The following is a 26,552-nucleotide window of genomic DNA, read 5'->3' on the forward strand; positions in this document are numbered from 1 at the left end:
CGCGCCATCCCCCGGTCGCCGGTCAGCCGGCCATGACGGCCGGCCGGCCGCGCGATGCGCGCCACATCACGACAGAAGCGCGTCCAGATCCTCAAGCGAGAGCGCACCCGGCTTTTTCACCCCGTCAATGAAGAAGGTGGGCGTCGCGTCGACGCCGAACTCCTTCGCGCCGCGGTCCTTCACGGCGTTGACTCCATCGAGCAGCGCCTGATTTTTCAAGGCCAGCTCGAAAGTCTCCTGTGTAAAACCGACCTGCTTGGAAAGATCGAGCAGGGCCGAAACCGGATCGTCGACAAAGGCCCACTTCTCCTGCTGCGTGAACAGAAGGTCGACCATCGGGAAGAAATTGTTGTTCGGCGCCGCATGCGCCAGCATGAAGCCGGCAGTCGCGAGCGGATCGAGCGGGAAATCGCGGAGAATGAAGCGCACCTTGCCGGTGTCGACATATTTCTCCTTGAACGGCTTGAAGGTCGTGTCGTGGAAATGCTTGCAGTGCGAGCAGGTCAGCGAAGCATATTCGACGACGGTGTGCGGCGCCTTCGGGTCGCCGAGGGCCATGTCGCCGAGCGGGCCCGGCTCCAGCAGCTTCTGAAGATCAACCTTTTCGTCGGCGGCGAAGGCCGCGGCCGGCAGCATGGCGAACGCGCCCGCCGCCAGCGTGCCCGCGCCGAGCCGGACGAGAAACTGCCTGCGATCAAGGTCCACGGTCTCAGTCTCCTCAGGGAATGGCGTCCATCGATGGCGCCACGATTGCCACGCCTTCAAGGAACAATGCCAGCGCAAATGCGGCGCTTTACCGGCATCGTGCGTTCACGATCGCTCGACCTCGCCGAAGACGCCGCGGCCAAGCCGTTCCAGCGCGTCGCGCAGTCCATCGCTTTCGATATCGGCGACGGCGGCCGATGCCTTGACGACCGCGGCCGGCGACGGCGCACTCTTCTTTCTATCGGGCACCGGCGGAGCGACCGGCGCCTGAACGATCTTCAGCGTCGTCACCGCGCCGAAACCGAGAAAGCCGTTGATGCGCTCGATGAGTACCGCAGTCTCGTGCTGGAGATAGATGGCCATGCCGGCATCGACGCGGATGACGAGCGTCGCCCCGCGTGGCCTGTTGGCCCCCTCGGCTCCCGCCGCCCGCGGCCAGATCAGCTTGTCCGGCTGAGTCGAGCGGGCATAGCGCGGCCCGACAACGTCGGCCCAGGCGGCGATGAGGTCGGCAGTCGCGAATCCGCGCTTGGCGCAGAGCGGTTCGATGACGCCGCCGACAAAGCTGCCGACGGCCGCCGCATCGCGCCTTTTCGTCGTTCTGCGCTCGTCGCTCATGGTCGTGCTTCTCGCATGGCCGGCACCGCCTTGGAAGGTCTTCCCGCCGCGAAGCGCCGGCCGACCACGGCGCGGATTCGCGGCCACGGGGCCGGGCGGCTGTGGAGCGGGCGGCGAATTTCTTTTTGAAACAATGGCTTGACCATTGTTTCCGTCGCCTTGACACTCCGTAGGCCCGTCACTATTGTGCGCGCGGCTTCAAAGGGGAACGGCAGCGGTTTCAGGCGGCTTTTCCCGACACCCGACGAGGACGGCGCGATGAGCGACAACGGTTCGGCGGGAGACGGGACGGGCAAGAAGGGCCATGCCGGCGACGAGGCCGCGCTTTCGGAACGGTTGCGTTCGCTCGGCCACAAGCTCGAGCAGGCGCGGGCCGGAACGGAGCAGAACGCGAAGGCGGACGGCGCGCCGTCGGGCGGGATGCAGGGCATGGGCCTTGCGCTCCGCGTGGCGAGCGAGTTCGCATCGGGCGTTCTGGTCGGCGCCGGCCTCGGCTGGCTGATCGATCACTTTCTTGGAACGACCCCCTGGGGCATGATCGTGCTGCTCCTGCTCGGCTTCGCCGCTGGCGTCTTGAACGTCCTGCGCGCGGTCGGCAAGGTGGCGCAGCCGGAAGAGCGGGTGAAGCCGCGTCCGGGAGTGAAGTCCGGCAAATAGGCCGTTTTGGGGCCGCGGCGATCCGCGGCGGGACACGAAGGCGAAGAGGCGGGCTCGGTGGCGAACGATCCGATCCATCAGTTTCAGATCCATGAGTATTTCCCGCTCGGCAATTTCGCCGGCATGGACTTCCATTTCACGAATTCGGCGCTCGCGATGGTCGCGAATGTCGCCGTCGTGACGGGCTTCCTCTATGTCGCGACGGCCAAGAAGTCGCTCATTCCGGGCCGCGCCCAGTCGATCGCCGAGCTCTCCTACGAGTTCGTGGCCTCGACGCTCAAATCCTCCGCCGGCACCGAGGGGATGCGATTCTTCCCCTTCGTCTTCTCGCTGTTCATGTTCATCCTGACGGCGAACCTGTTCGGCATGTTCCCGTATTTCCTGACGGCGACGAGCCAGATCATCATCACCTTCGCGCTGGCGATGTCTGTGATGCTCGTCGTGGTCGGCTACGGCTTCTATCGCCACGGCACGCATTTCCTCGGCCTCTTCGTGCCGCATGGCGTGCCGGGGGCGGTCATCCCGCTCGTCTCCGCGATCGAGGTCATCTCGTTCCTCTCGCGGCCGATCAGCCTCTCCGTCCGTCTCTTCGCCAACATGCTGGCCGGACACATCACGCTGAAGGTGTTCGCCGGCTTCGTCGTGTCGCTGGCGAGCCTTGGCGTCGTCGGCGTCGGTGGCGCGATCGTGCCGCTGCTGATGACCGTCGCGCTCACGGCGCTCGAGTTCCTCGTCGCCTTCCTGCAGGCCTATGTCTTCACGATCCTGACCTGCATGTACCTGAACGACGCCCTGCATCCCGGCCACTGAGCCGGGCGGGCCGACCGATCACTGCTCTCAACAGAATTACCTCTCAAAGGAGAATTGAAATGGAAGCGGAAGCCGCGAAGTTCATCGGTGCTGGTCTCGCCTGCTTTGGCATGGCTGGCGCTGCCCTCGGCCTCGGCAATATCTTCGGCAGCTTCCTTTCGGGCGCGCTGCGCAACCCGTCGGCTGCCGATGGCCAGTTCGGCCGCCTCATCCTCGGCTTCGCCGTGACGGAAGCGCTCGGCATCTTTTCGCTGCTCGTCGCGCTGCTGCTGCTGTTCGTCGTCTAAGCGCCGATCGGCCGCCATCCGGCGGTTCTGTGGTCCGTCATGCGGCAGGCTTGACACTGCCGCATGACGTCTTTCCTCGATCCGGGGTCCTCGATGACTTGGCTCGTCACGTCCGCATCGGCTCAGGAAGCCGCGCCTCCGGCGCCGCCCGCTGACGCGCATGCGCCTCCGCCTCCTCCGCCTCCGGGCGAAGCCGCGGTTCCGCCGCCGCATCCGCCGGAAGCCACCCATGGCGAGGTCGGTGCCGCCGAGGGGCACAAGGGTCCGTTCCCGCCCTTCGACACCAATACGTTCCCGTCGCAGATTCTGTGGTTCATCATCTGCTTCGGCGCGCTCTATCTGCTGATGAAGCGGGTGATCGTGCCGCGGATGGCCTCGATCATCGATGGCCGCGCCCAGCGCATCGCCGCCGATATCGAGGAGGCGCAGCGCCTGAAGCTGCAGTCCGACACGGCGCTCGCCGGTTATGAGAAGGCGCTCGCCGATGCCCGTGGCTCGGCGCACAAGATCGCGCAGACGGCGACCGACCAGGCCAAGGCCGATGCCGAAGCCCGCCGCCACGCGATCGAAGCCGATGTCGCCGCCAAGCTCGCCGAGGCGGAGACGCGCATCTCCGACATCAAGTCGCGGGCGCTCGCCGATGTCGGCACCATCGCCGAGGACGCTGCCGGCGCCGTCGTCGAGGCGCTGACGGGCCAGCAGCCGACGCGGGACGAGGTTTCGGCAGCGGTTTCGGCCGCTCGGGCGCAGTAAGGGGATCGCGATCATGGGTTTCGACGCCACATTCTTCGCGCTTGTCGGTCTCGTCCTCTTCCTGCTGCTGCTGATCTATCTCGGCGTGCACAAGACCCTCGCCAAGGCGCTCGACAATCGGGCGGCGTCCATCTCCAAGGAGCTGGACGAGGCGAAGCGGCTTCGCGAGGAAGCCGCCCAGCTGTTGGCCGAGTATCAGAAGAAGGCCCGCGACGCCGAGGTCGAGGCGCGCGGCATCGTCGACCAGGCGAGCCGCGAGGCCGCCGCCCTGGCCGAGGAAGCCAAGGCCCGTATGGAGGACTATGTTGCCCGCCGCACCAAGATGGCGGAAGACAAGATCACCCAGGCCGAGAACATCGCGCTTCAGGAAGTGCGTTCGCTCTCCGCTGATGTCGCGATCGCCGCTGCGGAGAAGATTCTCTCGGCGAAGCTCAAGGGCGAGGCCGGCGCAGGTCTTGTCGAGAAGGCGATCGGCGAGGTTCGTTCGCGGCTCAACTGAGACGCCGAATCTGATCATCGATTTCGGACGGCCGGGCCCTCGCGCCCGGCCGTTTCGTTTTGAGATCGGTCCGCAGCGTCAGGCGGGTACGGCGGCTAGAAGATCGAGCTCCACCTCGATCGCCGCCGGGGCGACGCTCGAAAGAAGCGCGCGGATGGGGGCGAAGCTCGAACGATGCAGCGGCGTGGCGCCGTGGCTGGCGAGCGCTTCCATGTGGAACGGCGTGCCGTATCCCATGTGCCGGTCGAAGCCGTAGGCGGGGAAGCGGCCGGCGGCGCGGATCATCATGCGGTCGCGCGTGACCTTGGCGACGATAGAGGCGGCGGCGATCGACACCGATCGCGCATCGCCTTTCACGACGGCCTCGCCGCGGCAGCAGAGGCCCGGCGGCACGTCGATACCGTCGATGAGGGCATGGTCGGCGTCGTGGGCGAGCGAGGCGACGGCCTGGCGCATGGCCCAGAGGGTCGCCTGGCGAATATCGGTCTGGTCGATGCGGGTCACCGAGCCGGCTGCGACCGCGACCACCGAGGTCGCCATGATTGCCTCGAACAGCTTCTCGCGGGCGGGCCGGTCGAGCTTCTTCGAGTCGTCGAGACCGGGTGGAACCCGCTTCGGATCGAGGATCACCGCCGCAGCCACGACCGGACCCGCAAGGGGGCCGCGGCCTGCTTCGTCGACCCCGGCGATCCGCTTGAGGCCGGCGCGGCGCAGCCGCCGCTCCAGCGCATCGTTGGGGGCGTCCGGCAGGTCGAACAGGGCGGGCGAATCGGCGGGTCGTCTGGCCATGGCCGCAACAATGCGCCGAAGAGCGGCGCTGGCAAGGCGTCGGCGTCCGGGACGCGCTCTCTCAGCGAAGGCGCCGGATCATCACCGCCTTGCCGCCGGACTCCATGTCGGCGCGGCGTACCTCGACCCCCGGGACGGTCTCCATGAGATCGACCAGCTTGCGATAGCCGAAGTTGCGCGGGTCGAAATCCGGCATGCGCTTGAAGAGGATGGTGCCCACGGCGCCGAGATGCGCCCAGCCGTCGTCGCCCGAAACGTCGTCGATCGCGGAATGGATCTCGTCCTTCGGCAGCTTCGGCCCTGCCTTGGCACGCGTCGCCGCGGCCGTCTTGGTCCGCTCCTTCTTGGGCGTTTCCTCGGCGAGCAGCAGGTCGCAATAGAAGAAGCGGTCGCAGGCGGCGACATAGGGCTTGGTCGACTTCTGCTCGCCGAAACCATAGACGAGCAGGCCGTCCTCGCGGATGCGGCTCGCCAGGGTCGTGAAGTCGCTGTCGCTGGACGCGATGCAGAAGCCGTCCAGCCCCTTCTCGTGCAGCATGTCCATCGCCTCGATGGCGAGCTTCATGTCTGTCGCGTTCTTTCCGACGGCGGCCGGCGGCACATGCACCGGCGTCAGCGCATGACTGTGCAGCAAAGGCTGCCAGGCATTCATGCTGCTGGAGGCGAAATGGCCATAGACGCGGCGGATGACGATCCGGCCGAGCGTCGAGGCCTCGCGGATGATGATCGGCAGGAAGTCGGCGCGGACATTGTCGGCGTCGATCAGAAGGGCGAGCTTGGCAGTCGAATCGGGCGGCAGGTCGGTCATGGATGACTCCGGGCGCCGCACGAGCGGAGCGTTCGGGCGACAGATGACGATCCGCCATTGTCGCACGGACGACGCCCCGCCACACCTCAGAACAGGCTGAGCTGCGCCGGTGCCTTCACAGGCGGGGAAAAGAGATCGGTCCGGAGGCGAAGGTTGCGGCGGTTCATGCCGAGCCGGCGTGTCGCGATCTCGAAGCGGCGGCCGATCTGCCAGGCATAGGGGCCTTCGCCCTTCTGCCGCTTGCCGAAGGTCGCGTCGTAGTCCTTGCCGCCGCGCATCGAGCGCATGACCGAGAGGACATGCCGGTAGCGGTCGGGATAATGGCGCAGCAGCCATTCACGAAAGAGGTCCGCCACCTCGAGCGGCAGGCGCAGGATGACATAGCCCGCCTCGCCCGCGCCTGCCTCGGCCGCAGCGTCGAGAATGCGCTCGATCTCGCTGTCGTTGAGCGCCGGGATGACCGGCGCCGTCAGGACGCCGACCGGAATGCCGGCGGCGGCGAGGGTCCGGATCGTCTCCAGCCGACGTGGCGGCGTCGCGGCGCGGGGCTCCATGACGCGCGCGAGATGGCGGTCGAGCGTCGTGACCGAGATCGCGACCTTGGCGAGTCCGCGCTCGGCCATGCGTGAGAGAATGTCGATGTCGCGCATCACGAGCGCCGACTTGGTGACGATCCCGACGGGATGGTTGAAGCGGTCGAGCACCTCGAGGATGTCGCGCATCATGCGATGCTGGCGCTCGATCGGCTGGTAGGGATCGGTATTGGTCCCGATCGCGATCGTGCGCGGCTTGTAGCCGGGCGCGGACAGTTCCTTTTCCAGCAGCGCGGCGGCGTCCGGCTTGAAGAAGAGCTTCGATTCGAAATCTAGCCCCGGCGACAGGCCCATATAGGCGTGGCTCGGCCGGGCGAAGCAGTAGATGCAGCCATGCTCGCAGCCGCGATAGGGATTGATCGAGCGATCGAAGGCGATATCCGGCGAATCGTTGCGGGTGATGATCACCTTGGCCTTCTCGGCCTGCACCTCGGTCTTGAAGGGCGGCAGTTCGTCGAGCGTCTGCCACCCGTCGTCGAAGGGGATGCTCTGAAGCTTCTCGAAGCGGCCCGATGCGTTGGTCTCGGCGCCCCGGCCGCGGCGGCGGTCGGGATCGATCAGCGGGGCGGCGGCCGCGAGCACCAGAGGGTCAAGGCCAGGATCGAGGGGACGAGCGAGCGACATCGCCGAAGGATAGGATCGCAATTGGAACAAAGCAAGAACATTAACCCACAGGCACGGCGATCCCTTCATTCGCGTCGCGATTGATGAAAATTGCAGTTAAGAATATCGGTCATGATCAGCGTCATCCTCCCGACCCGTAACGACGAGACGGCGCTGGCCCATGCGCTGGCGGCGCTGGTGCCGGCCGCCGCGGACGGCCTGGTCCGCGAGGTCATCGTCGTGGATCGCGGCTCGTCCGACGGTACAGCGCTGGTCGCCGATGCCGCGGGCTGCCGCTTCGTCCGCGCCACTACCGCCGAGGGCGAGGATCTCTCGCGCGCCGCGTTGAACGCACGGTCTGACTGGCTGCTGTTCCTCTCGCCGCATGTGGCGCTCGAGCCCGGCTGGCAGCGCGAAGCACAGGATTTCATCGACCGCGTGCAGGCATCGGGCGATACGCTGCGCGCCGCGGCGTTCCGCCATGCCCGCGCCGGCTTCGGGGCAGGGGCGCGACTCGCCGAAGCTGTCGCTTCTCTCAGGATGCGGCTCTTCGCGGCCCCCTATCTGGACGAGGGACTTCTGGTCTCGGCGCGGCTCTACCGCGAGGTCGGCGGCCACAGGCCATTGCCGGGCATCGCGGATGTTGATCTCGCGCGCCGTATCGGCGGGCGGCGGCTGAGCTTCCTCCGATCCCGCGCCGTGTTGCGGGGCGATGCACCGTCGCGGCCCGGCGGCGCCCTGCCGAGCGCGGCGCGGCTGGCGCTCATCGTGCTGCGCGTCCCGCCCTCGCTGATCGCGCGCCGGGTGGGCTAGCCGGTCTCGCGACACGTCTGATAGGCTGAGTGCCTTATCGGAGGAGCGGTCCGATCCGGACGGTCCGATATCCGTGGCCGCGCCGGTCGGTTGCAGTGGGGGGCTCGCGGAACCATGAAGATCGACGTCCTGAAGGCGGCCTGCAAGGGCACGGTCGTCGCAGCCGGCGACGCGGATTTCCTCGACGCGGCCCGTGGCGGCCTCTGGAACAGGCTCGTTCCCGACCGCCTGCCCGACATCGTCGTGAAGGTCGTCGACGAGGACGACATCATCGCCGCCGTGAACTTCGCCCGCGAGGCCGGGCTGAAGGTCGCCGTGCGCGGGGGCGGGCACAACTGGGCCCAGCCGACCTTGCGCCACGGCGGCATGCTGATCGACCTCCAAAAGCTCACCCGCGTCATCTCGATCGATGTCGAAGCGCGCCGCGCGGTGATCCAGCCCATCATCAGCAATCGCGACATCCAGAAGGCGTTGAACCCGCTGGGGCTCGCCTTCCCTACCGGCCATTGTCCCGAGGTGAAGGCGAGCGGCTATTTTCTCAGCGGCGGAATGGCCTGGAACCCGACCGTCTGGGGCTCCAGGGCCGAGAGCCTCGAGGCGATCGAACTCGTGACGGCCGCGGGCGAACTCATCAAGGCGAGCGAGACGGAGAACGCGGACTATTTCTGGGCCGCTCGCGGCGCGGGACCCGGCTTCTTCGGCATCGTCACGAAGTATTATCTGAAGCTCTATCCGCTGCCGAAGGCGATCCATGGCAGCGTCTATTTCTATCGTCTCGAGGATGCGCCGGCGATCGGCACCTGGCTTGGCGACGCCGCGCCCCGCATCGCGCCGAGCGTCGAGCTGAGCCAGTTCATCGTGCAGGCGCCGGCCGAGCTGAAGGCAGCGGCGAGCGCCGACAATGGCTGGCTCTGCATGGTGACCGGCTCGGCCTTCGAGGATACGCCGGAGGCGGCCCGCGCCGCGCTGCGGCCGCTGGAGGATGGGCCGATCGCGCCGATCGCCTCCACATTCGCGACGCCGATGACCTTCGAGCAGCTCTTCGACGCCTCCGGCGCGCTTTGGCCGGAGGGTCTTCGCTCGCGCGTGGAGGCAACCTTCTCCGACCACAGCCCGGGCGAGATGATGAAGGCGGTGCTGCCGCTCGTGCAGAAGGCGCCCTCGCCGATGTCCGTGTTCCTCTTCACGATCTTCTGCGGGCCGAATGTTCCGGCGCCGCAGAAGAACATGGCGCTCTCGATGCATTCGAAGGTCTATGGCGGACCCTGGACCATGTGGTGGGATGCGAAAGACGACGACGCGAACGCCGACTGGCACCGCGCGATGACCGCGGCACTGCGTCCCTTCAACCTCGGCTACTATGTCGGCGAGGCCAACACCGTCGAGCGCCCGGCCACGGCTGTCGAGGCGTTCTCGCCGGAGAAGTGGCAGAGGCTTTGCGAACTCAGGGACAAATACGACCCCGACCGCCTCTTCTTCGACTATTTCGACGGGTTTGCGGCCAGAGGCTAGACGCCATCGGTCTCGTGCCTCGGTGGCGCCCTAGACGCGGAGCTTGCCGCGCTTCAGATGTTCGTCGAGACGAGGCATGATCTCGACGAAATTGCAGGGCTGGTGGCGATAGTCGAATTGCGGGGCGATGATGCCGTCCCATGCATCCTTGCAGGCGCCGGTCGAGCCCGGGACGACGAAGACGAAGGTCGAGTTGGCGAGGCCGGCCGTTGCGCGCGACTGCACCGTCGAGGTTCCGATCTTGTCGTAGCTGATACGGTGAAAGACGGCAGAAAAGCCGTCCATCCGCTTCTCGAACAACGGCTCCACCGCTTCCGGCGTCACGTCGCGGCCGGTGAATCCGGTGCCGCCGGTTGTGATCACGACATCGATCGACGGCTCGGCGATCCAGCAGGAAACGATGGCACGGATTTCCTCGACGTCATCGGGCACGATCGCCCGCTCGGCAAGGACATGGCCGGCCGACGTGATCCGGTCGGCGAGCGTCTGGCCGGACTTGTCGGTGTCCAGCGAGCGCGTGTCGGACACGGCCAGGACGGCGAAGCGGACGGGAATGAAGGGCAGCGTCTCGTCGATCCGGCTCATGGCACTTCCTGAGGATGAGGGTTCGGCTGTCGGCAGCGCCAGCCTGGCGCATCGGGCATCGGCTGGCCTTGATCTGGCGCAGGCGAGCAGCTTTCGCAGTCTGCCACGGTTTCAGCCCGTCCGCGACACGGCGCCGACCGAGGGGGCGGCAAGGGCGACCGGGCGTAGCCACCATGAGGCGTGTTGCTCTTCGAGCGTCGCCGCCGCCCGACGCGCCGACTCGCTGTCGGGAAAGAGCCCGAAGACGGTGGCGCCCGACCCTGACATGCGGGCGAAGAGGCATCCCGGGCTGGCGGCCAGCCGATCCTCGACCGCCGCGATCACAGGCGCCTCCAGCCGGGCCGGGCCGGCGAGATCGTTGCGCGTCGCGGCCTCCAGGAAGGCGGCGAGCGCCGCCGCATCACGGAAGACGGGGAGCGCGTCCGGCAAGGGCGGATTGTCGGGCCGTTCGAGCCGCCGGAAGACGGCCGGCGTCGAGACGCCGATCCCCGGATTGGCGAGAACCATGTGGAAGGGCGGCAGCCCCTCCCAGGCGGTCAGCGCCTCGCCGATGCCGCGGGCCCGCAGCGGCCGGCTGGCAAGGCACATCGGCCCGTCGGCGCCGAGCTTCATCGCACAGGCGGCAAGGCCGCTTTCATCCCGGATGCCGTTCAGCGCCGCGAGCAGCCGCAGCGTCGCCGCCCCATCCGCTGAACCGCCACCGATGCCGGAGGCGAGCGGCAGGTTCTTTTCGAGGCGGAGTGGAGGGATCGCGGCGCCCGGATAGTGGGCCGCGAAGATCATCGCGGCGCGCAGGACGAGATTGTCCGAACCGGCGGCGAGGCCGGCTGCGAACGGCCCCTCGATCGCAAGCGGCGTCGCGACGGGCGCCGCCGGTACCGCCTCGATCATGTCGCCGAACGCGGCGAACACGACGAGGCTGTCGAGGCTGTGATAGCCGTCCGGCCGGCGGCCGACGACATGCAGCGCCAGATTGATCTTTGCCGGCGCCAGAGCGCGCGCGAGCGGAGCCGATGCCACGGAAGAACTGCGCGCTACGGCGTCGTGACCTTCGGAACCTCGATCACGAAGCCGGGGATGAGCCGGTTGGGATTGCGCAGCTTGCCGCGATTGGCCTCGATGAGCTTCATGTAGAGCTCGCCATTGCCATAGACGCGCTCGGCGATCTTCCAGAGGCTGTCGCCCTCGACGACGGTCACCGAATCCGGCGTCGCCGGTGCATCGCCTGACATGGTGGCGTCGGTCACCGTGTTCCCCGTGGTCGAGGCGACGCGGCTTTCCTCGACCTTGTCGAGACCATGCGCCAGCTTGGCGAGGATGCGCTCCTTGGCCTCGGGCTCGGGATCCATGTCGCGGGCATGCGACCACTGGAAGGTCGCCTCCAGCTTGCGGCCTACCTTCCAGTAGGCGTCGCCGAGGTGATCGTTGATCGTGGCATCGTCCGGCTTGAGGGCGATGGCGCGCTCGAGCTGCGCGACCGCCTCGTCGTAGCGGCCGGTGCGATAATAGGCCCAGCCGAGGCTGTCGACGATGTAGCCGTCGTCCGGCTTCAGCTCGACCGCCTTCTTGATCATGGCCATGCCGCGATCGAGATTGACCGACTTGTCGATCCAACTGTAGCCGAGATAGTTCAGCACCTGCGCCTCGTTGGGCGAGAGCTTGAGCGCCTCCTCGAGATCGGCCTCGGCCTTCGGCCAGTCGCCGGCGCGCTCGAAGGCGATGCCGCGATAGTAATAGAGCAGCCAGTTGCGCGGATCCGACGGCTCGATGGCGGCCAGCGCCTTCGTGTACATGTCTGCGGATTCGAGATAGCGCTTGTTGCCGCGATAGATTGTGCCGAGGCTGGTCAGCGCCTCGAAATCCTTCGGATTGGCCGCGACGAGGCGCTTCAGATGCCGGATGGCGTCGTCGGTGCGCTGCATCGCGTCGAGATTGACGGCGATCTGCATCTCGGCCGCGCGATAGAGCGGCGAAGTCTTCGGCACCTGCTGGAAGATGGCGATCGAGCGCTCGAACTGCTGCGAGCCCTGCAGAACGTCGCCGAGCGCCATGATCATGAGGTCGGACTTCGGATCGAGATAGCGCGCAAGCTGCAGATAGACGATTCCGAGCTCGTCGCCGCCCTTCTCGGTGCTGAGCGCCGAGCCGATGCCGTAAAGCACTTCGGCCGCGCCCTGCTGAACGGTGGTGACGAGCGGCGCCGGCTTCTTGCCGGACTTGATCTCGTCGGCAAGGCGGACTGCGAGCGGCTGCGTCGGACCGCTCTTCAGGAAGCCCTCCAGCGCCTTCAGCGCCTCGTCCTTCTTGCCGGCGCGGGCGAGCATGCGGGCATAAGCCTCGACGATGCGCATCGAGCCGCTGTCGTCCTTGTAGGCCTTGGCGATCGTGGCGAGCGCCTCGTCATGGCGGCCGGCCATGTCGGCGATCAGCGCCATGTTGAAATTCTTGAAGGTGCCGTACCATTCCGGCCCCTGCATGGTGTCGACGATCTTGAGGGCTGCGTCGGTCTGGCCCTGTCCCTGCGCAGCCCAGGCGGCCAGCAGGCTCGCGGTGACATTGGCGAGCGTGCCGCGGTCGCCCTTGTCGAAGCGCTCGGCGCTTCCCTTGTAATCCTTGCGCTTCAGCGCCTCGATGCCGAGGACGATCTGCGCCATGCGGTTGCTGTCCTTCGCGACCGTGAGCCGCTCGGCGATCGGCAGCGCGTCTGCGACCTTTCCGGCGACCAGCAGCATGCTGAAGGTGCGGTCGAGAAGGACGGCGTTGTCGGGATCCTGTGCCAGCGCGTCCTCGAAGAAGACCGTCGCGGCGTCGATATCCGAGGTGCGGACGGCGCTCAGCGCCGAGAGATAACTGCCGGCAAGCGTCGTGGCGGCATCCTCGGGAAGATAGTCGGCGATCGTCTTCTCAGCCCTCGCCGGGGAAGCGGCGAGCGTCAGAAGGGCGAGGCAGGCCGCCGCTTGGCGAAGGCGGCGGGCGCTCAGGGTCGTCATGCAGGACACCGTGGGTTCAGACGAGACCGATGCGGTCGAGCTTCTGCCGCAAGCATGGCTGTTTTGCGGCCATGCGGCAAGCAACCCCGACCGACGTCAATGAGCGCGCTCGATACAGAAGTCGATGACCTCCACGAGGGCGCTGCGATGCGGGCTGTCCGGGAAGGCGCCGAGCGCATCGCGCGCGACAGCACCGTAATGGCGGGCACGCTCAACCGTATCGTCGATCGCATGATGACTGCGCAGCAGGCCGATCGCGCGCTCGAGATCGCCATCCGCGATCTCGCCCTTTTCCAGGACACGGCGCCAGAAGCCGCGCTCCGCCTCGGAACCGCGGCGGAAGGCGAGCACCACGGGGAGCGTGATCTTGCCCTCGCGGAAATCGTCGCCGACCTGCTTGCCGAGATCGGCCGAGGAGCCGCCGTAATCGAGCGCATCGTCGATGAGCTGGAAGGCGAGGCCGAGATTGGTGCCGTAGGAGCGGAAAGCGGCCCGGCCGCCGCGGTCGCCGCCGGCGATGATCGGCCCGACCTCGGCCGCCGCCGAGAACAGCGCCGCCGTCTTGGCCCGGATCACCGCGAGATATTCGTCCTCGGTGGTCGACATGTTCTTGGCGACCGAAAGCTGCATCACCTCGCCCTCGGCGATCACGGTCGCCGCGGTCGAGAGGACGTCGAGCGCATCGAGCGAGCCGACATCGACCATCATGCGGAAGGCCTGGCCGAGCAGGAAATCGCCGACCAGCACGCTCGCCTGGTTGCCCCAGAGCATGCGCGCCGCAAGCTTGCCGCGCCGCATGTCGCTTTCGTCGACGACATCGTCATGCAGCAGCGTCGCCGTGTGCATGAACTCGACGCTCGCCGCGAGCTTCACATGACCGTCGCCGCGATAGCCGCACAGCCGCGCCGCCGCGAGGGTCAGCATCGGGCGCAGCCGCTTGCCGCCCGACGAGATCAGGTGGTTGGCGACTTCGGGAATCATCGCGACGTCGGAGCCGGCCTTGGACAGGATGAGCTCGTTGACGCGCTGCATGTCGGCGGCGACGAGGTCGAGCAGGGGCTCGATGCTGGCCGACGCCTTCTTCTTGTTGTCCTCGAGCGGAATGACCAGACCCACAGGCTCGCTCCCGGAATTGCGATCTTGCGGGGACAATAGGGTCGAGGGTCGCGCCGAACAAGTGACAGGATGGCTCAGGCCTGGCGTTGGGGATTGCGAGGTTGCCAGCGTACCGGCGCGACCCTAGGTTCGGCCCATGGACGGAACCGGGCCGAGGAAGGCTGCCGGACGCGTCGCTACGGCGCCGGAGCATCATGGAAGAACTGATCCGGACCAATGACATGGTCCTCATTTCCTTCGCGGAATCCCTGCTGAAGGAGGCCGGCATCGCCTATCTTCTGGCCGATCAGAACATGAGCGTCATCGAGGGGTCGCTCGGCGTGCTGCCGCGGCGGATTCTCGTCGATGCCGACGCGCTCGACGAGGCACGCAAGCTCATGACCGATGCCGGCATCGGCGACGAGCTGAGGCCGAAGGCCCGCGATCGCGGATGACCGAGGCGAGCCGCGACGCCTTTCTCGCCGGGCGGGTCACCGCGATGCAGCCGCGCGCCGGGCATCATCGATCGGGTCTCGATGCCGTTCTGCTGGCGGCAGCCTTCAGCGATAAGGCGAAAGGGAGCATCGTCGATCTCGGCGCGGGCGCGGGCGTCGCCGGCTTCTGCCTTGCCGCGCGGGCCGAAGCCACCCGCGTGACGCTGGCCGAACGGGAGGCGGGACTCGTTGCGCTCGGGCGCGCGGCGGCTGCGCTTCCCGAGAACGCCGCCTTCGCCGCCCGGCTCACTTTCGCCGAAGCGGACATCCTCGATGCGGGCGCGCGCGGGGCCGCCGGGCTCGTCGCGGACCGCTTCGACGGCGTGCTGATGAACCCGCCCTTTCACGACGAGGGCAGCGTGCGCGCCTCGCCGGATGGCGCGCGGGCACGGGCGCATGTCCTGGATCCCGGCGGTCTCGACGGATGGTTCCGCGCGGCGGCGGCGCTCCTGAAGGGCGGTGGCTCGCTGGCGGTGATCCTGCCCGCCGCCCGGCTCGGCGATCTTCTCGCATCCATGGCGCGGCGCTTCGGCGGCGTCACCGTCCTGCCGATCCATCCGAGGGCGGACGAGCCGGCGATCCGCGTGCTGGCGCGGGGCGTCAAGGGCAGCCGAGCGCCGATCACGCTGCTGCCCGGCCTCGCGCTGCACGAAGGGGAGGGCAACGCGGCGTCGAAGGCGGCGCGCGCGATGCTCGGGGATGGCGCTTCGCTCGCCGATGTCCATATGTCATGGCGAAGGCTCGGCTTCGATCCCTGAGCGCCGTTCAAGCCCCGAAAGGTCCTGCCTTGCCGTCGTTGCCCGATTCGATACGCCGCCTGCTTCCCGCTCGATTCCGCAAGGATGAGGTCGTCGTGCCTGTCGTGCGCCTCTCCGGCGTCATCGGCCAGGTCTCGCCGCTTCGTCAGGGCATCTCGCTTGCTTCCGTCGCGCCGCAGCTGAAGCGGGCCTTCGCGATCAAGAAGGCGCCGATGGTGGCTGTCGTCGTGAACTCGCCGGGCGGCTCGCCGGTGCAGTCGCATCTCGTCTACAAGCGCATCCGCGCTCTCGCGGAGGAGAACGGCCAGGAGGTCGTCGTCGCGGTCGAGGATGTCGCGGCTTCGGGCGGCTACATGATCGCACTCGCCGGCGATCACATTCTCGTTGATCCCAGTTCCGTGGTCGGGTCGATCGGTGTCGTTTCCGCCGGCTTCGGTTTCACTGGCCTGATCGAGAAGCTCGGCATCGAGCGGCGCGTGCACACGGCCGGCGAGAACAAGGCGATGCTCGACCCGTTCCAGCCGGAGCGCGAGAGCGACGTGCAGCATTTGAAATCGTTGCAGCGCGACGTGCACGACATGTTCATCGCGCTGGTTCAGGGCCGTCGCGGTGCAAGGCTCGCCGATGACCCGACCCTCTATTCGGGAGCGTTCTGGTCGGGCGCGCGCGGCGTGGAACTCGGCCTCGTCGACGAGGTTGGGGAACTGAGATCCTATCTTCGCGGCCGCTTCGGCGAGGATGTCCGCCTGCAGCCGATCGAGGGCAAGCGCGGATTGCTCGGCCGCTTCGGCGGTAGCCGCGGCGTCGGCGCGGCGCGCCCCGTTTCGGGCGCATTCGTCGCAGAACTTGCGGGGGAAACGCTTGCGGCTGTCGAGGAGCGCGCGCTCTGGAACCGCTTCGGGCTTTGATCGGCGCGCCGGTTGCGGTGCGCTGCGGAAAGAGTCATGCTGAGCTTTCGCGGTGCTCCACCGCCTGAGCCGGTCCGTGAAGGAAAGGTCACATGCCGCAACTCGTTTTCATCGCTCTGATCGGCGCCCTCGGCGTCGTTGCGGCACGCGCGCTCGCTCGCCAGCGCGCCGAGGCCCCGATTCGCGTTCGGCGGACCGACCGTTCCGGCCGTGCGATCCCGACGCTGGTGCAGGATCCCGTGACGGGCATCTACCACCCCGCTCGTCGCGACTGATCGACCCTTCGATCCTTGTGCGGCGATCGTTCCGACAATCGACGCCGGCTCTCGCACGCTTTAGTTCTCAAGCGACTGGCCGGTTGGGCTCGTCGCGAGTTGGTTTTACAGACTGACCACCCTCACATTCCAGCGTCGTCATGGCCGGGCTCGTCCCGGCCATCCACGTCTTTCTGTCTGCTCAGCCAACAAGTGAGCCGTGGATGCCCGGAACAAGTCCGGGCATGACGGCCTGAGAGGGTCAGTCAGCCGCCGACCTTCGAGAAGTCTGCGACCGCCTGAGTCGCCAGACGGAAGGCGGCGAGCATGCGCAGGCGGTTGACGCGCACCGCGGGATCGTCGGCATTGACCAGCACCTTGTCGAAGAAGGCATCGACCGGCGCGCGCAGCGCGGCCAGCGCCGTCATGGCCGCCGCATAGTCTTCGCGCGCCACGGCGCCCTCGGCTTGGGCCAGCGCGCGTTCGAGTGCCGCCGCCAGCGCGCTCTCCTCAGGCGCCGCAAAGATGGTCGGATCGATGGCGCCATCGAAGCGTTCGCCGCCCTTTTCCTCCGCCTTCAGGATATTCGCCGCGCGGCGATAGCCGGCGAGCAGGTTGGCGCCGTCCTCGGTCGCGAGGAAGGCCCCGAGCGCCTCGACACGGCGAACGATGTCGACGAGATCGTCTTGCACCGCGTCTGCCGAACCGGCGGCGAGGACAGCGTCCACCAGATCGTGCCGCGCGCCCGAGTCGCGGAGCTGCACCTTGAGGCGTTCGTGGAAGAAGGAGACCAGATCGGCCGCGATGTCGCCGGAGGCGCCTTCGTTCCTTCCGAGCACGCGCGCGCCACTGGCGATCAGTGCTCGCAGGCGCAGCCGCAGTTCGCTCTCCAGCACGACCCGGATCACGCCGAGCGCAGCGCGGCGCAGCGCGTAGGGATCCTTGGAGCCGGTCGGCTTCTCGTCGATCGCCCAGAAGCCTGCGAGGGTGTCGAGCTTATCGGCGAGCGCCACTGCGATGGAGACCGGATCGGTCGGCACGCGGTCGGACGGCCCCTGCGGCTTGTAGTGATCCTCGATAGCCGCCGCGACGGACGGGTCCTTGCCCTCGGCCGTCGCGTAGTAGCGGCCCATCAGGCCCTGAAGCTCGGGGAACTCGCCGACCATCTCGGTGACGAGGTCGAGCTTGGCGAGAAGGGCCGCTTCGCGCGCCTTGCCGAGGTCCGCGCCGACCAGCGGCGCGATCTCGGAAGCGAGCGCGACGATGCGGTCAATGCGCTCCTTCTGCGTGCCGAGCTTCTCATGGAAGACGATCGCGTCGAACTTGGGCAGCCGACTTTCCAGCGTCGCCTTGCGATCGGTGTCGTAGAAGAACTTCGCATCCGAGAGGCGGGCGCGGATGACGCGGCCATTGCCGGCCGCGATCGCGACGCCGCCGTCGCGGGCCTCGATGTTCGAGACGAGGATGAAGCGGTTGGCGAGCGTGGCGCTGCCCGGCTGGCGCAGCACGAAGCATTTCTGGTTGGCACGGATGGTGGCGCGGATCACCTCCGGCGGGATGGCGAGGAACTCTTCCTCGAAGGTCCCCGTCAGCACCACCGGCCACTCGACCAGCCCGGCAACCTCGTCGAGCAGCCCTGCATCCTCGACCAACTCGAGCCCGAGCGCGAAAGCACGTTCGCGGGCGTCGTGCAGGATGATGTCCTTGCGGCGGTCGGCGTCGAGCACGACCTTCGCCTTCTCCAGCTTCTCGACATAGTCGTCGAAGCGGCGCACCTCGAAGGGAGCCGGCGCCATGAAGCGGTGGCCGCGCGTCACATTGCCCGAGCGGATGCCGTCGACCTCGAAGCGGACGATCTCCGGATCCTCGGTCTCCGGACCGAAGGTGCAGAGGATCGACTGCAGCGGCCGCACCCATTGCAGGCGCCCGGTGCCCCAATGCATGGATTTCGGCCAGGGGAAGGAACGGATGATGGCGGGGATCGCCTCGGCCAGGATTTCGGTCGTCTCGCGCCCGGCCTTCTCGATAACGGCGACATAGAACTCGCCCTTCTTCGGGTCGGCATGGACATGCGCCTGTTCGATCGACGCAAGGCCGGCCGAGCGCAGGAAGCCCTGGATCGCCTGATCGGGCGCGCCGACCTTCGGCCCCTTGCGCTCCTCGCGCGTCGCGGCCGAGCGCGCGGGAATTCCGGTCACGGTCAGGGCCAGCCGGCGCGGCGTCGCGAAGGCCTTGGCGCCTTCATAGTGAAGACCGGCGTCGACCAGCGCGCCGGTCACGAGGCGCTGCAGATCCTCCGCCGCCTTGCGCTGCATGCGCGCCGGAATTTCCTCGGAGAAAAGCTCAAGCAGAAGTTCGGGCATCGGGTGCTACCGGTCTTGTCGCCGTCGCACGAGGGACAGCGAGGGAATTGTTCAGCGGATCGAGCGAGGAAGCCTAGGCCTCCTTGCCTCCGGCTTCCGTCTGGAGCCAGGCGGCGCCGCAGGCCTTGGCGAGTTCGCGGACGCGCAGGATGTAGCTCTGCCGCTCGGGGACCGAGATAACGCCGCGCGCGTCGAGCAGGTTGAAGCGGTGGCTCGCCTTGATGCACTGGTCATAGGCCGGCAGCACCATCTTCTGCCGCTGGTCGTTGGCGCCAGGCTCGGGCTTGCCGGCTTCCAGCAGCATGCGGCATTCGCGCTCGGCATCCTCGAAATGCCGCTTCAGCATCTCGGTGTCGGCATATTCGAAATTATGCCGGGAATACTCTTCCTCGGCCTGCTTGAACACGTCGCCATAGGTCACCTTCTCGGCGCCCTCGCGGCCGTTGAAATTGAGCTCATAGCCGTTGTCGACGCCCTGCAGATACATTGCGAGGCGCTCCAAGCCGTAGGTCAACTCGCCCGAGACGGGGTGGCACTCGATGCCGGCCACCTGCTGGAAATAGGTGAACTGCGACACTTCCATGCCGTCGCACCAGCATTCCCAGCCGAGGCCCCAGGCGCCGAGCGTCGGGCTCTCCCAGTCGTCCTCGACGAAGCGGATGTCGTGCAGGTTCATGTCGATCCCGATCGCGGCGAGCGACTCCAGATAGAGCTCCTGCAGGTTCGGCGGGTTCGGCTTCAGGATGACCTGGAACTGGTAATAATGCTGGAAGCGGTTCGGGTTCTCGCCATAGCGCCCGTCCTTCGGCCGCCGCGATGGCTGGACATAGGCCGCGTTCCACGGCTTCGGTCCCAGCGCGCGCATCGTCGTGGCCGGGTGGAAGGTGCCCGCGCCGACCTCCATGTCGTAAGGCTGAAGGATGACGCAACCCTTGTCCGCCCAGAAGCGCTGCAGCGCCAGGATGAGGCCCTGGAAGGACCTCTCGGGGCGCATATGCGGGGGCAGTTCCTGGGAGTGCGCTTCGGACACGGGCGTACCTTCGCGGATATCGGATGGGCGCGGCGGGATGCCGCTCAAAAGGGCGCGGCACCCTAATCGCGCGACGCGCGCGCGGTCAAGGAAGCGACCCGACCGCTGCCGCCGGCGGCTTCCATGCCGGGCGCCAGCCATTATGTTCGGCAAGGTGCAAGCGATCGAGGGAGCGGAGCGATGGCACGGTTCAGGGCGGTGGTGATCAGCAAGGCCGGCGACGGACCTCAGGAGGTCGCCTTCTCGAGCCTCGACGATGCCGATCTCATGGAGGGCGACGTCACGGTCCAGGTCGAGCGCTCGACGGTCAACTACAAGGACGGCCTCGCCATCACCGGAAGGGCGCCGGTCGTGCGCCGGTTTCCCATGGTGCCGGGCGTCGACGCGGCCGGAATCGTCGAGCGGTCGGCGAGCTCCCTCTTCAAGGCGGGCGACAGGGTGCTCCTGAATGGCTGGGGCGTCGGCGAGACGCATCTCGGCGCCTACGCCGAGCGCGCGCGCTGGAAGAGCGACTGGCTGCTGCCTCTGCCGGCCGGCTTCTCCGCCGACGAAGCCATGGCGATCGGCACCGCCGGCTATACGGCCATGCTAGCCGTGATGGCGCTGGAACGACACGATATCCATGCCGGCTCGGGTCCGGTGCTGGTGACGGGCGCGGCGGGCGGCGTCGGCTCCATCGCCGTCGCGCTGCTTGGGGTGCTCGGCTACCATGTCGTCGCGTCGACGGGCCGCGCCGAGGAGGCCGGCTATCTCAAGGAACTCGGCGCCGCCGAGGTGATCGATCGCGGCAGCCTTTCCGGTCCGCCGAAGCCGCTGGCGAAGGAGCGCTTCATCGGCGCCATCGACGCGGTCGGTGGAACGACGCTCGCCAATGTCCTGTCGATGATCCGCTATGGCGGCGCGGTCGCCGCCTGCGGCATGGCCGGCGGGCTCGATCTTCCCGGCTCCGTCGCGCCCTTCATCCTGCGCGGGGTTGCGCTCTACGGCATCGATTCCGTCTATGCGCCGAAATCCGTGCGCCTCGCCGCATGGGAGCGGCTCGACCGCGACCTCGACCGCGCAAGGCTCGCCAGCGCCATGCGCCGCATCCCGTTCGAAGGCGTCATCGACGCTGCGCGCGACATCGTGGACGGCAAGGTGCGGGGCCGGCTCGTGGTGGAGATCGGGTAGGGGGCTCCCGCCGCCCTAGATCCAGCCGCCGCCGAAGGTCTTGTAGAAGATGTGGTGCCCGATCTTGTCCATCTTCTTCATGGTGCGCGCCCAGCGCGGCTTCACGTAGTTGGCGTGATAGTGGGTCGCAGAGCCGACGTCGGGGTTCCACCAGTCTTCGCGCGAGACGACGCGCTTCGCCAGTTCCTGCGCGCGGCGCCAGGAGGTCATGTCGGTGATGCGGTCCTTGATGCCGTCGCAGGCGAAGGAGAACTGGCACGCGTCGCGCATGTCCTTGTTCTGGTAGACGACGCCGCAGATCGTCTTCGGATAGGCTGGGTTCTTGAGGCGGTTGATGACGACCTGCGCGACCGCCAGTTCGCCCTTCATCGGTTCGCCGCGCGCCTCGAAATAGATCGCCGTGGCGAGGCACTTCAGCTCGGACTTCGAGCTGGCGCTCTTGGGGATCGGGTTCATCACCCACCAGTGGTCAGGCTTTCCGTCCTTGCCGATCCGCTTCGGGCCGGCGAGCAGCGCATCGAAGGGCGCCCGCACCGCCGCGTTGTCGGGGTTGGCATAGGCGGAGACGAAGAGATCGTCGGCCTCCTTGCCGGGCCGAGGCAGGGTGCCCGTCACCGAGGCGAGGACAGTCGACGGCGCGGCCACGGGCTTCGGCGGCACGGCTGCCGCGACGGCGACGGACGGCATCACGATCGCGCTGGCGAGCTTGGCGTCGGCGGCGCCGAAGACGAAGGCCGAGGCGTCGCGCTGCAGCACGCCGGCGGAGAAGCGGGTCGGCATCACCGGGCGGGGCCGCGACATTGCGGCATCCGCCTTGCCGGCGCGGTTGACGGTCGGCGGCACGAAGGGCGGCGCCGAAACGAAGCCGGATGCCACGACGGAGAGCCGCGGCCGTGTGTCGATGTCGAGGCCGGCGGTGAAGATGGTGGCCGAGTCGCTATCGGCAAGCGTCGGTTCATAGCGGGCGCCGTCCGGCACCGCCTCGAGCCGCGCGAGCCAGCGCTGCGAAACTGGCAGGTCCTTGCCGAACAGGCTCGCCACATCCTGCAGCGCGACGGTGGTCGACGACAACGCGAGGAAGGCGGCACCGAAGATGGCGGTCAGGCTCGCCAATCGGGCGCGGCGAGGCCGAGGCCGCTTGCGACGGGCGACGTGGATGACGAGCGGCGGCCCGGGCGGGTGATAGACCGTCAGCGAGGACGGGGACGGCAGCGGGCTGACCATCGGGCACGCAACTCCACGCGCACGAACCAACAAAGGCCGGTGTGGCTTGCCGGCAACGTCCTTAAAATCTGCCGGATTAACCTTGAGACGAGATTAACAGCCGGCGGTTTCCGCAGACGGCCGCCGAAAAAGAAACGGCCGGGCGAGGGCCCGGCCATTTGGTCGTTAATGGAGCGCCGGTCAGGCGTTGGCGGCGAGCTTCTGCTCGGCCGGCTGGACGGCGGCGGTGTAGTCTGCCATCAGCGTCTCGCTCATCTTTCCGGGCGTGAAGCGATAGGGGCCGATCTCGGAAACCGGCGTCACCTCGGCGGCGGTGCCGCACAGCCAGCACTCGCTGAAGCTCGGCAGCTCGTCAGGCGAGATGCGACGCTCCACGACCTCGATACCGCGCGCCTTGGCAAGTGCGATCACGGTCTGGCGGGTGATGCCATTCAGGAAGCGGTCGGCGAGCGGCGTGTGGATCACGCCATCCTTCACGAAGAAGATATTGGCGCCGGTCGCCTCGGCAACATTGCCTTCCCAGTCGAGCATCAGCGCATCGGCATAGCCGCGGCGCTCCGCCTCATGCTTGGAGATAGTGCAGATCATGTAGAGGCCCGAGGCCTTGGCGAGCGAGGGCGCCGTGGCGGGATCGGGGCGGCGATACTTCGCGAAATCAAGGCGGATGCCCTTCAGCCGCTCGGCGGGGCTGAAATAGGACGGCCACTCCCAGGCGGCGATCGCGACGTTGATCTTGTTGTGCTGCGCCGAGACGCCCATCATCTCGCTGCCGCGCCAGGCGATCGGCCTCAGATAGCCGTCGACGAGCCCGTTCTTGACCAGCGTCGCCTCGCAGGCGGCGTCGATTTCCTCGACCGTGTAGGGAATCGTGAAATCGAGGATCTCGGCCGAGTGAAACAGCCGCTCGGTGTGCTCGCGCAGCTTGAAGATCGTGCCGCCATAGGCGCGCTCGCCCTCGAATACGGCGCTCGCATAGTGCAGGCCGTGCGTGAGGACGTGGACCTTGGCATCCTTCCAGGCCACGAAGGAGCCATTCATCCAGATCCATCCGTCTTTCTGGTCGAAGGCAGGCGCGCTCATTGTCGTTGCTCCCGGTCCGGACCGCGCTCGCGGCCCTTTGGCGAATCCGGGCGGCGTTTCCGCGCCGCTCCGGCAGGTGAGAAAAGCCGCGAGGCCCCGCGGCAACAGGGGCCATGCAAAGATGGCCGATTTTGCGCAGCGCGGAAATGATCGGTAATGTGCCGGTCGAAGCGCTGCCTCGGCATCGGGCCGAAGCGCGGGACGGCGGGCGCGGTCGAAGATTTCGTCGCGGCGGCTATTCTCGTAACAATCGAACCGAAATATGTCAATATGACTGACGTAAATTTCGCCGATGAGGCGGAGGATCCCGAAGTGCCGGATCGCGCCGAGCGCGGCGGACCGCTGGTGACGGCCCCGGTCTCGGTGGCCGACAGGCCGGAGATCGTGCTGATCGAACTGCTGTTCTATGCCTATCGGGACTTCGTCTCCGACCCCGACGCCGTCCTCGTGAACTTCAATTTCGGCCGCGCCCATCACCGCGTGCTGCACTTCGTCGACCGCCATCCCGGCATGCGGGTCGCCGACCTCCTGGACATCCTGAAGATCACCAAGCAGAGCCTCGGCCGCGTGCTGAAGGAACTGATCGACACCGGCTTCATCGAGCAGGTGCCCGGCCCCGTCGACCGCCGCCAGCGCCTGCTCTACCCGACGGAGAAGGGCAGGGCGCTGTCGGCCCGGCTGACCGAACCGCAGGCCCGGCGCATCAATGCCGCGCTCGCGGCGCTCGACCCGGCGGGCCGCGCCGCCGCCGAGCGATTCCTCAAGCTGATGATCGACGCCGACGAACGGGATAAGGTGTCGCGGCTGATCAGTCGGTAACGCGTGCTGGAGAGTGCCATGACCGATCCCGACGGTCCGGAGTTCCCGGCCATTCCCGACGATGCGCCGCATCTTCTCGTCATCGACGACGACCAGCGCATCCGCTCGCTCTTGTCGCGCTACCTGACCGACAACGGGTTTCGCGTCGATACCGCGGCGAATGCCGCCGAAGCGCGGTTGTTGCTCGCCTCGCTGGCCTTCGATCTCATCATCCTCGATGTGATGATGCCGGGGGAAAACGGACTGGACCTCCTCAAGGGTCTCCGCGCGACGATGCAGGTGCCGATCCTGATGCTGACCGCTCGGACGGAGATCGACCATCGCATCCGTGGCTTCGAAGGCGGTGCCGACGACTATCTCGGGAAGCCGTTCGAGCCTCGCGAACTGGTGCTGCGGATCAACGCCATCCTGAAGCGCGGCGCGGCGCCGGCGGCGCCGCTGATCGAGCAATTGCGCTTCGGTCCGTTCGCCTTCCATATCGGACGGCGCGAGCTCCGGCGCGGGCAGGAGGTCATCCGTCTCACCGATCGCGAGCGGCAGATCATGGCGGTCTTCGCGGCGACGCCGAACGAGACTGTCCCGCGCCTCTCGCTGCTCTCCGAGGACGAGCCGGCGGGCGAGCGCACCATCGACGTCCAGATCAACCGCCTCAGGCGCAAGATCGAGGTCGACCCGGCCAATCCGCTGTATCTGCAGACGGTGCGCGGCATCGGCTACCGCCTCGTGACGGAGGCCTGAGGCGTGACGGCGCCGATCACGGGCGGCTTCATGGCTGAAGGACCGGCCGCGTGACGGAGCGGCCGCCGCATCCCTTTCATCGCGTCGGCCGCATCGGCAGCTGGCTCGACTGGCCGATGGTGGCGAGCGCGCGGCGGCTGACCCGCGCGCCGGTGATGAATGCGATGCGCCGCTGGCTTCGGCGCGCCGAGCCGGTTCTGTCGGTACTGCTGGCGCCCTATCGCTTTCTCGGCCAGCGCCTCGGCGCAGCGATGCCGAAGGGCCTCTATGCCCGGGCGCTCATCATCATCATCGCGCCGATCGTCATCCTGCAGTCGGTCGTCGCCTTCGTCTTCATGGAGCGGCACTGGCAGACAGTCACGCGGCGTCTCTCGGCGGCGACGGTGCGCGATATCGCGGCGATCGTGGACCTGATCGAGACCTATCCCGCCGATCCGACCTATGGCGAGATCATCCGCATCGCGCAGGATCGGCTCGGCCTCATCATCTCGGTGGTGCCGGGCGAGCCGCTGCCGCCCGCGGCGCCAAAACCCTTCTTCTCGCTGCTCGACAGCGCGCTTTCCGACGAGATCAGCCAGCAGATCGGCAAGCCGTTCTGGATCGACACGGTCGGCAAGTCCAACCTCGTCGAGGTGCGCATCCAGCTCGGCGACAAGGTGCTGCGCGTGCTCGCCCGCCGCAGCCAGACCTATGCGTCCAATTCCGAGATCTTCATCTTCTGGATGGTCGGCACCTCGGCGGTGCTGCTCATCATCGCCATCGTCTTCCTGCGCAACCAGATCCGCCCGATCCAGCAGCTGGCCGACGCCGCCGAGAGCTTCGGCAAGGGCAGAACGATCGAGGAGTTCAAGCCGCGGGGCGCCCGCGAGGTGCGGCGCGCCGGTGCCGCCTTCATCGAGATGAAGGACCGCATCAACCGCCAGATCGAGCAGCGCACGACCATGCTCGCCGGCGTCAGCCATGACCTCCGCACCGTGCTGACGCGCTTCCGCCTGCAACTGGCCCTGCTGCGGCAGAACGAGGACGTGCGCGCCATGCGCCGCGACGTCGACGACATGCAGCGCATGCTGGAGGGCTATCTTGCGTTCGCACGCGGCGATGTCGACGAGCCGACGCTTCCGACCGATGTCGCGGCGCTGATCGAGGACGTCGTCAGCGGGTCGCGCAGGGTCGGCCATGTGATTTCCGGTCGCTTCGAGGGCGATCCGATCGTCGATCTCCGGCCGAGCGAGTTCAAGCGATGCCTCGGCAATCTCATCGCCAATGCCTGCCGGCACGGCTCCACAGTCGAAGTGACGGCCGTCCATGCCGATGGCTGGCTTTCCGTCGCGGTCGACGATGACGGACCCGGCATTCCGCCAGCTGAGCGCGAGATGGTCTTCCGGCCGTTCTATCGGCTCGACGAGGCGCGCAATCTCGACGAGAGCGGCACCGGCCTCGGCCTGTCCATCGCCCGAGACATTGCGCGCGCCCATGGCGGCGACGTGGAACTCGGCACGGCGCCGCTCGGCGGTCTCAGGGCGACGATCCGGATTCCGGCCTAATGGCGCATTGGTCTGTGCCCTGACGCCGGTATTCTCCCAGCGTCCTCCCGAGC

General features: G+C 67.4%; 28 protein-coding genes. 15 read left to right on the top strand and 13 right to left on the bottom strand.

Features of this window, described 5'->3' with window-relative positions; translation table 11 throughout:
- Nucleotides 1-66 precede the first annotated feature (66 nt).
- Together QO015_RS19615 and QO015_RS19620 are read right to left on the bottom strand one after the other, a co-directional pair.
- A complete protein-coding gene (locus QO015_RS19615) occupies nucleotides 67-705 on the bottom strand; it encodes a DsbA family protein (protein WP_266283731.1) in 639 nt (212 codons plus the stop codon).
- A 105-nt stretch (nucleotides 706-810) separates the two neighbouring features.
- Nucleotides 811-1,323: a DUF721 domain-containing protein gene (locus QO015_RS19620; protein WP_266283732.1), complete on the bottom strand. Its 513-nt coding sequence runs from the start codon at nucleotides 1,321-1,323 to the stop codon at nucleotides 811-813.
- Between the two features lie 258 nt (nucleotides 1,324-1,581).
- On the opposite strand from QO015_RS19620, the gene QO015_RS19625 reads away from it, so the two are divergent.
- The 5 genes from QO015_RS19625 to QO015_RS19645 all read left to right on the top strand — a co-directional run bounded on the left by QO015_RS19625 (nucleotide 1,582) and on the right by QO015_RS19645 (nucleotide 4,329).
- Nucleotides 1,582-1,980: an AtpZ/AtpI family protein gene (locus tag QO015_RS19625; RefSeq protein ID WP_266283734.1), complete on the top strand. Its 399-nt coding sequence runs from the start codon at nucleotides 1,582-1,584 to the stop codon at nucleotides 1,978-1,980.
- A 57-nt stretch (nucleotides 1,981-2,037) separates the two neighbouring features.
- Complete coding sequence (locus QO015_RS19630; RefSeq protein WP_266283735.1) at nucleotides 2,038-2,790, top strand: F0F1 ATP synthase subunit A; 753 nt, start codon at nucleotides 2,038-2,040, stop codon at nucleotides 2,788-2,790.
- 59 nt (nucleotides 2,791-2,849) lie between these two features.
- Entirely contained in the window at nucleotides 2,850-3,077 is a 228-nt protein-coding gene (locus QO015_RS19635) for a F0F1 ATP synthase subunit C (protein ID WP_073051441.1), read from the top strand.
- Nucleotides 3,078-3,170: 93 nt separating this feature from the next.
- Nucleotides 3,171-3,830, top strand: a complete 660-nt coding sequence (locus QO015_RS19640) for a F0F1 ATP synthase subunit B (RefSeq protein WP_266283738.1) — start codon at nucleotides 3,171-3,173, stop codon at nucleotides 3,828-3,830.
- A gap of 13 nt (nucleotides 3,831-3,843) precedes the next feature.
- The gene (locus QO015_RS19645) at nucleotides 3,844-4,329 is read left to right on the top strand and encodes a F0F1 ATP synthase subunit B family protein (protein WP_266283740.1); all 486 of its coding nucleotides are present in this window, start codon (nucleotides 3,844-3,846) and stop codon (nucleotides 4,327-4,329) included.
- 78 nt (nucleotides 4,330-4,407) lie between these two features.
- On the opposite strand, the gene rnhB is transcribed toward QO015_RS19645, so the two are convergent.
- From rnhB to QO015_RS19660, 3 genes are all read right to left on the bottom strand, one after another.
- Nucleotides 4,408-5,118, bottom strand: coding sequence for a ribonuclease HII (rnhB, locus tag QO015_RS19650; protein WP_266283742.1), 711 nt, complete (start codon nucleotides 5,116-5,118; stop codon nucleotides 4,408-4,410).
- A 61-nt stretch (nucleotides 5,119-5,179) separates the two neighbouring features.
- Complete coding sequence (locus QO015_RS19655; protein WP_266283744.1) at nucleotides 5,180-5,926, bottom strand: NYN domain-containing protein; 747 nt, start codon at nucleotides 5,924-5,926, stop codon at nucleotides 5,180-5,182.
- A gap of 86 nt (nucleotides 5,927-6,012) precedes the next feature.
- The gene (locus QO015_RS19660; protein ID WP_266283746.1) at nucleotides 6,013-7,143 is read right to left on the bottom strand and encodes a PA0069 family radical SAM protein; all 1,131 of its coding nucleotides are present in this window, start codon (nucleotides 7,141-7,143) and stop codon (nucleotides 6,013-6,015) included.
- Nucleotides 7,144-7,254: 111 nt separating this feature from the next.
- Here QO015_RS19660 and QO015_RS19665 point away from each other — a divergent pair, with 111 nt between their 5' ends.
- Entirely contained in the window at nucleotides 7,255-7,935 is a 681-nt protein-coding gene (locus QO015_RS19665) for a glycosyltransferase (RefSeq protein ID WP_266283748.1), read from the top strand.
- Nucleotides 7,936-8,049: 114 nt separating this feature from the next.
- Nucleotides 8,050-9,447: an FAD-binding oxidoreductase gene (locus QO015_RS19670; RefSeq protein ID WP_266283750.1), complete on the top strand. Its 1,398-nt coding sequence runs from the start codon at nucleotides 8,050-8,052 to the stop codon at nucleotides 9,445-9,447.
- A gap of 30 nt (nucleotides 9,448-9,477) precedes the next feature.
- Here QO015_RS19670 and moaB read toward each other — a convergent pair whose 3' ends face one another.
- The 4 genes from moaB to QO015_RS19690 all read right to left on the bottom strand — a co-directional run bounded on the left by moaB (nucleotide 9,478) and on the right by QO015_RS19690 (nucleotide 14,138).
- Complete coding sequence (moaB, locus tag QO015_RS19675) at nucleotides 9,478-10,032, bottom strand: molybdenum cofactor biosynthesis protein B (protein ID WP_266283752.1); 555 nt, start codon at nucleotides 10,030-10,032, stop codon at nucleotides 9,478-9,480.
- 111 nt (nucleotides 10,033-10,143) lie between these two features.
- Nucleotides 10,144-11,052, bottom strand: coding sequence for a 4-(cytidine 5'-diphospho)-2-C-methyl-D-erythritol kinase (locus QO015_RS19680; RefSeq protein ID WP_266283754.1), 909 nt, complete (start codon nucleotides 11,050-11,052; stop codon nucleotides 10,144-10,146).
- A gap of 14 nt (nucleotides 11,053-11,066) precedes the next feature.
- Entirely contained in the window at nucleotides 11,067-13,022 is a 1,956-nt protein-coding gene (locus tag QO015_RS19685) for a tetratricopeptide repeat protein (protein WP_266283755.1), read from the bottom strand.
- Between the two features lie 96 nt (nucleotides 13,023-13,118).
- Nucleotides 13,119-14,138 (bottom strand): polyprenyl synthetase family protein, encoded by a 1,020-nt coding sequence (locus tag QO015_RS19690; protein ID WP_266283756.1) that lies wholly within the window; start codon nucleotides 14,136-14,138, stop codon nucleotides 13,119-13,121.
- A gap of 194 nt (nucleotides 14,139-14,332) precedes the next feature.
- Here QO015_RS19690 and QO015_RS19695 point away from each other — a divergent pair, with 194 nt between their 5' ends.
- From QO015_RS19695 to QO015_RS19710, 4 genes are all read left to right on the top strand, one after another.
- The gene (locus tag QO015_RS19695; RefSeq protein ID WP_266283757.1) at nucleotides 14,333-14,572 is read left to right on the top strand and encodes a putative signal transducing protein; all 240 of its coding nucleotides are present in this window, start codon (nucleotides 14,333-14,335) and stop codon (nucleotides 14,570-14,572) included.
- Complete coding sequence (locus QO015_RS19700) at nucleotides 14,569-15,369, top strand: tRNA1(Val) (adenine(37)-N6)-methyltransferase (RefSeq protein WP_266283758.1); 801 nt, start codon at nucleotides 14,569-14,571, stop codon at nucleotides 15,367-15,369. The genes QO015_RS19695 and QO015_RS19700 overlap by 4 nt, the downstream gene beginning before the upstream one ends.
- 38 nt (nucleotides 15,370-15,407) lie before the next feature.
- Nucleotides 15,408-16,277, top strand: coding sequence for a S49 family peptidase (locus QO015_RS19705; RefSeq protein ID WP_266283878.1), 870 nt, complete (start codon nucleotides 15,408-15,410; stop codon nucleotides 16,275-16,277).
- 92 nt (nucleotides 16,278-16,369) lie between these two features.
- A complete protein-coding gene (locus QO015_RS19710) occupies nucleotides 16,370-16,552 on the top strand; it encodes a hypothetical protein (RefSeq protein ID WP_266283759.1) in 183 nt (60 codons plus the stop codon).
- Between the two features lie 245 nt (nucleotides 16,553-16,797).
- On the opposite strand, the gene glyS is transcribed toward QO015_RS19710, so the two are convergent.
- Both glyS and QO015_RS19720 read right to left on the bottom strand, forming a co-directional pair.
- Entirely contained in the window at nucleotides 16,798-18,894 is a 2,097-nt protein-coding gene (glyS, locus tag QO015_RS19715; RefSeq protein WP_266283761.1) for a glycine--tRNA ligase subunit beta, read from the bottom strand.
- Between the two features lie 73 nt (nucleotides 18,895-18,967).
- Entirely contained in the window at nucleotides 18,968-19,888 is a 921-nt protein-coding gene (locus QO015_RS19720; protein WP_266283879.1) for a glycine--tRNA ligase subunit alpha, read from the bottom strand.
- A 216-nt stretch (nucleotides 19,889-20,104) separates the two neighbouring features.
- On the opposite strand from QO015_RS19720, the gene acuI reads away from it, so the two are divergent.
- Complete coding sequence (gene acuI, locus QO015_RS19725; protein WP_266283763.1) at nucleotides 20,105-21,094, top strand: acrylyl-CoA reductase (NADPH); 990 nt, start codon at nucleotides 20,105-20,107, stop codon at nucleotides 21,092-21,094.
- 15 nt (nucleotides 21,095-21,109) lie between these two features.
- Here acuI and QO015_RS19730 read toward each other — a convergent pair whose 3' ends face one another.
- Together QO015_RS19730 and QO015_RS19735 are read right to left on the bottom strand one after the other, a co-directional pair.
- Entirely contained in the window at nucleotides 21,110-22,318 is a 1,209-nt protein-coding gene (locus QO015_RS19730; RefSeq protein ID WP_266283765.1) for a cell wall hydrolase, read from the bottom strand.
- A gap of 180 nt (nucleotides 22,319-22,498) precedes the next feature.
- A complete protein-coding gene (locus QO015_RS19735; RefSeq protein WP_266283767.1) occupies nucleotides 22,499-23,398 on the bottom strand; it encodes a branched-chain amino acid aminotransferase in 900 nt (299 codons plus the stop codon).
- Nucleotides 23,399-23,668: 270 nt separating this feature from the next.
- Between QO015_RS19735 and QO015_RS19740 the strand changes: the two genes are divergently transcribed.
- The 3 genes from QO015_RS19740 to QO015_RS19750 all read left to right on the top strand — a co-directional run bounded on the left by QO015_RS19740 (nucleotide 23,669) and on the right by QO015_RS19750 (nucleotide 26,499).
- On the top strand, nucleotides 23,669-24,217 hold the full coding sequence (locus tag QO015_RS19740) for a MarR family winged helix-turn-helix transcriptional regulator (protein ID WP_266283768.1): 549 nt from the start codon (nucleotides 23,669-23,671) through the stop codon (nucleotides 24,215-24,217).
- Between the two features lie 18 nt (nucleotides 24,218-24,235).
- A complete protein-coding gene (locus QO015_RS19745) occupies nucleotides 24,236-24,955 on the top strand; it encodes a response regulator (protein ID WP_266283770.1) in 720 nt (239 codons plus the stop codon).
- Between the two features lie 206 nt (nucleotides 24,956-25,161).
- Nucleotides 25,162-26,499, top strand: a complete 1,338-nt coding sequence (locus tag QO015_RS19750; RefSeq protein ID WP_370877474.1) for an ATP-binding protein — start codon at nucleotides 25,162-25,164, stop codon at nucleotides 26,497-26,499.
- The last annotated feature ends 53 nt before the right edge of the window (nucleotides 26,500-26,552 follow it).

Source organism: Kaistia geumhonensis (assembly GCF_030815145.1).
GTDB classification, from domain to species: domain Bacteria; phylum Pseudomonadota; class Alphaproteobacteria; order Rhizobiales; family Kaistiaceae; genus Kaistia; species Kaistia geumhonensis.

Coding starts and splice junctions, on each gene's coding strand:
- QO015_RS19620 (WP_266283732.1), bottom strand. CDS start 1,323: ATGAGCGACGAGCGCAGAACGACGAAAAGGCGCGATGCGGCGGCCGTC.
- QO015_RS19625 (WP_266283734.1), top strand. CDS start 1,582: ATGAGCGACAACGGTTCGGCGGGAGACGGGACGGGCAAGAAGGGCCAT.
- QO015_RS19635 (WP_073051441.1), top strand. CDS start 2,850: ATGGAAGCGGAAGCCGCGAAGTTCATCGGTGCTGGTCTCGCCTGCTTT.
- QO015_RS19640 (WP_266283738.1), top strand. CDS start 3,171: ATGACTTGGCTCGTCACGTCCGCATCGGCTCAGGAAGCCGCGCCTCCG.
- QO015_RS19645 (WP_266283740.1), top strand. CDS start 3,844: ATGGGTTTCGACGCCACATTCTTCGCGCTTGTCGGTCTCGTCCTCTTC.
- rnhB (WP_266283742.1), bottom strand. CDS start 5,118: ATGGCCAGACGACCCGCCGATTCGCCCGCCCTGTTCGACCTGCCGGAC.
- QO015_RS19655 (WP_266283744.1), bottom strand. CDS start 5,926: ATGACCGACCTGCCGCCCGATTCGACTGCCAAGCTCGCCCTTCTGATC.
- QO015_RS19660 (WP_266283746.1), bottom strand. CDS start 7,143: ATGTCGCTCGCTCGTCCCCTCGATCCTGGCCTTGACCCTCTGGTGCTC.
- QO015_RS19665 (WP_266283748.1), top strand. CDS start 7,255: ATGATCAGCGTCATCCTCCCGACCCGTAACGACGAGACGGCGCTGGCC.
- QO015_RS19670 (WP_266283750.1), top strand. CDS start 8,050: ATGAAGATCGACGTCCTGAAGGCGGCCTGCAAGGGCACGGTCGTCGCA.
- moaB (WP_266283752.1), bottom strand. CDS start 10,032: ATGAGCCGGATCGACGAGACGCTGCCCTTCATTCCCGTCCGCTTCGCC.
- QO015_RS19685 (WP_266283755.1), bottom strand. CDS start 13,022: ATGACGACCCTGAGCGCCCGCCGCCTTCGCCAAGCGGCGGCCTGCCTC.
- QO015_RS19695 (WP_266283757.1), top strand. CDS start 14,333: ATGGAAGAACTGATCCGGACCAATGACATGGTCCTCATTTCCTTCGCG.
- QO015_RS19700 (WP_266283758.1), top strand. CDS start 14,569: ATGACCGAGGCGAGCCGCGACGCCTTTCTCGCCGGGCGGGTCACCGCG.
- QO015_RS19710 (WP_266283759.1), top strand. CDS start 16,370: ATGCCGCAACTCGTTTTCATCGCTCTGATCGGCGCCCTCGGCGTCGTT.
- glyS (WP_266283761.1), bottom strand. CDS start 18,894: ATGCCCGAACTTCTGCTTGAGCTTTTCTCCGAGGAAATTCCGGCGCGC.
- QO015_RS19720 (WP_266283879.1), bottom strand. CDS start 19,888: ATGCGCCCCGAGAGGTCCTTCCAGGGCCTCATCCTGGCGCTGCAGCGC.
- acuI (WP_266283763.1), top strand. CDS start 20,105: ATGGCACGGTTCAGGGCGGTGGTGATCAGCAAGGCCGGCGACGGACCT.
- QO015_RS19730 (WP_266283765.1), bottom strand. CDS start 22,318: ATGGTCAGCCCGCTGCCGTCCCCGTCCTCGCTGACGGTCTATCACCCG.
- QO015_RS19735 (WP_266283767.1), bottom strand. CDS start 23,398: ATGAGCGCGCCTGCCTTCGACCAGAAAGACGGATGGATCTGGATGAAT.
- QO015_RS19740 (WP_266283768.1), top strand. CDS start 23,669: ATGACTGACGTAAATTTCGCCGATGAGGCGGAGGATCCCGAAGTGCCG.
- QO015_RS19745 (WP_266283770.1), top strand. CDS start 24,236: ATGACCGATCCCGACGGTCCGGAGTTCCCGGCCATTCCCGACGATGCG.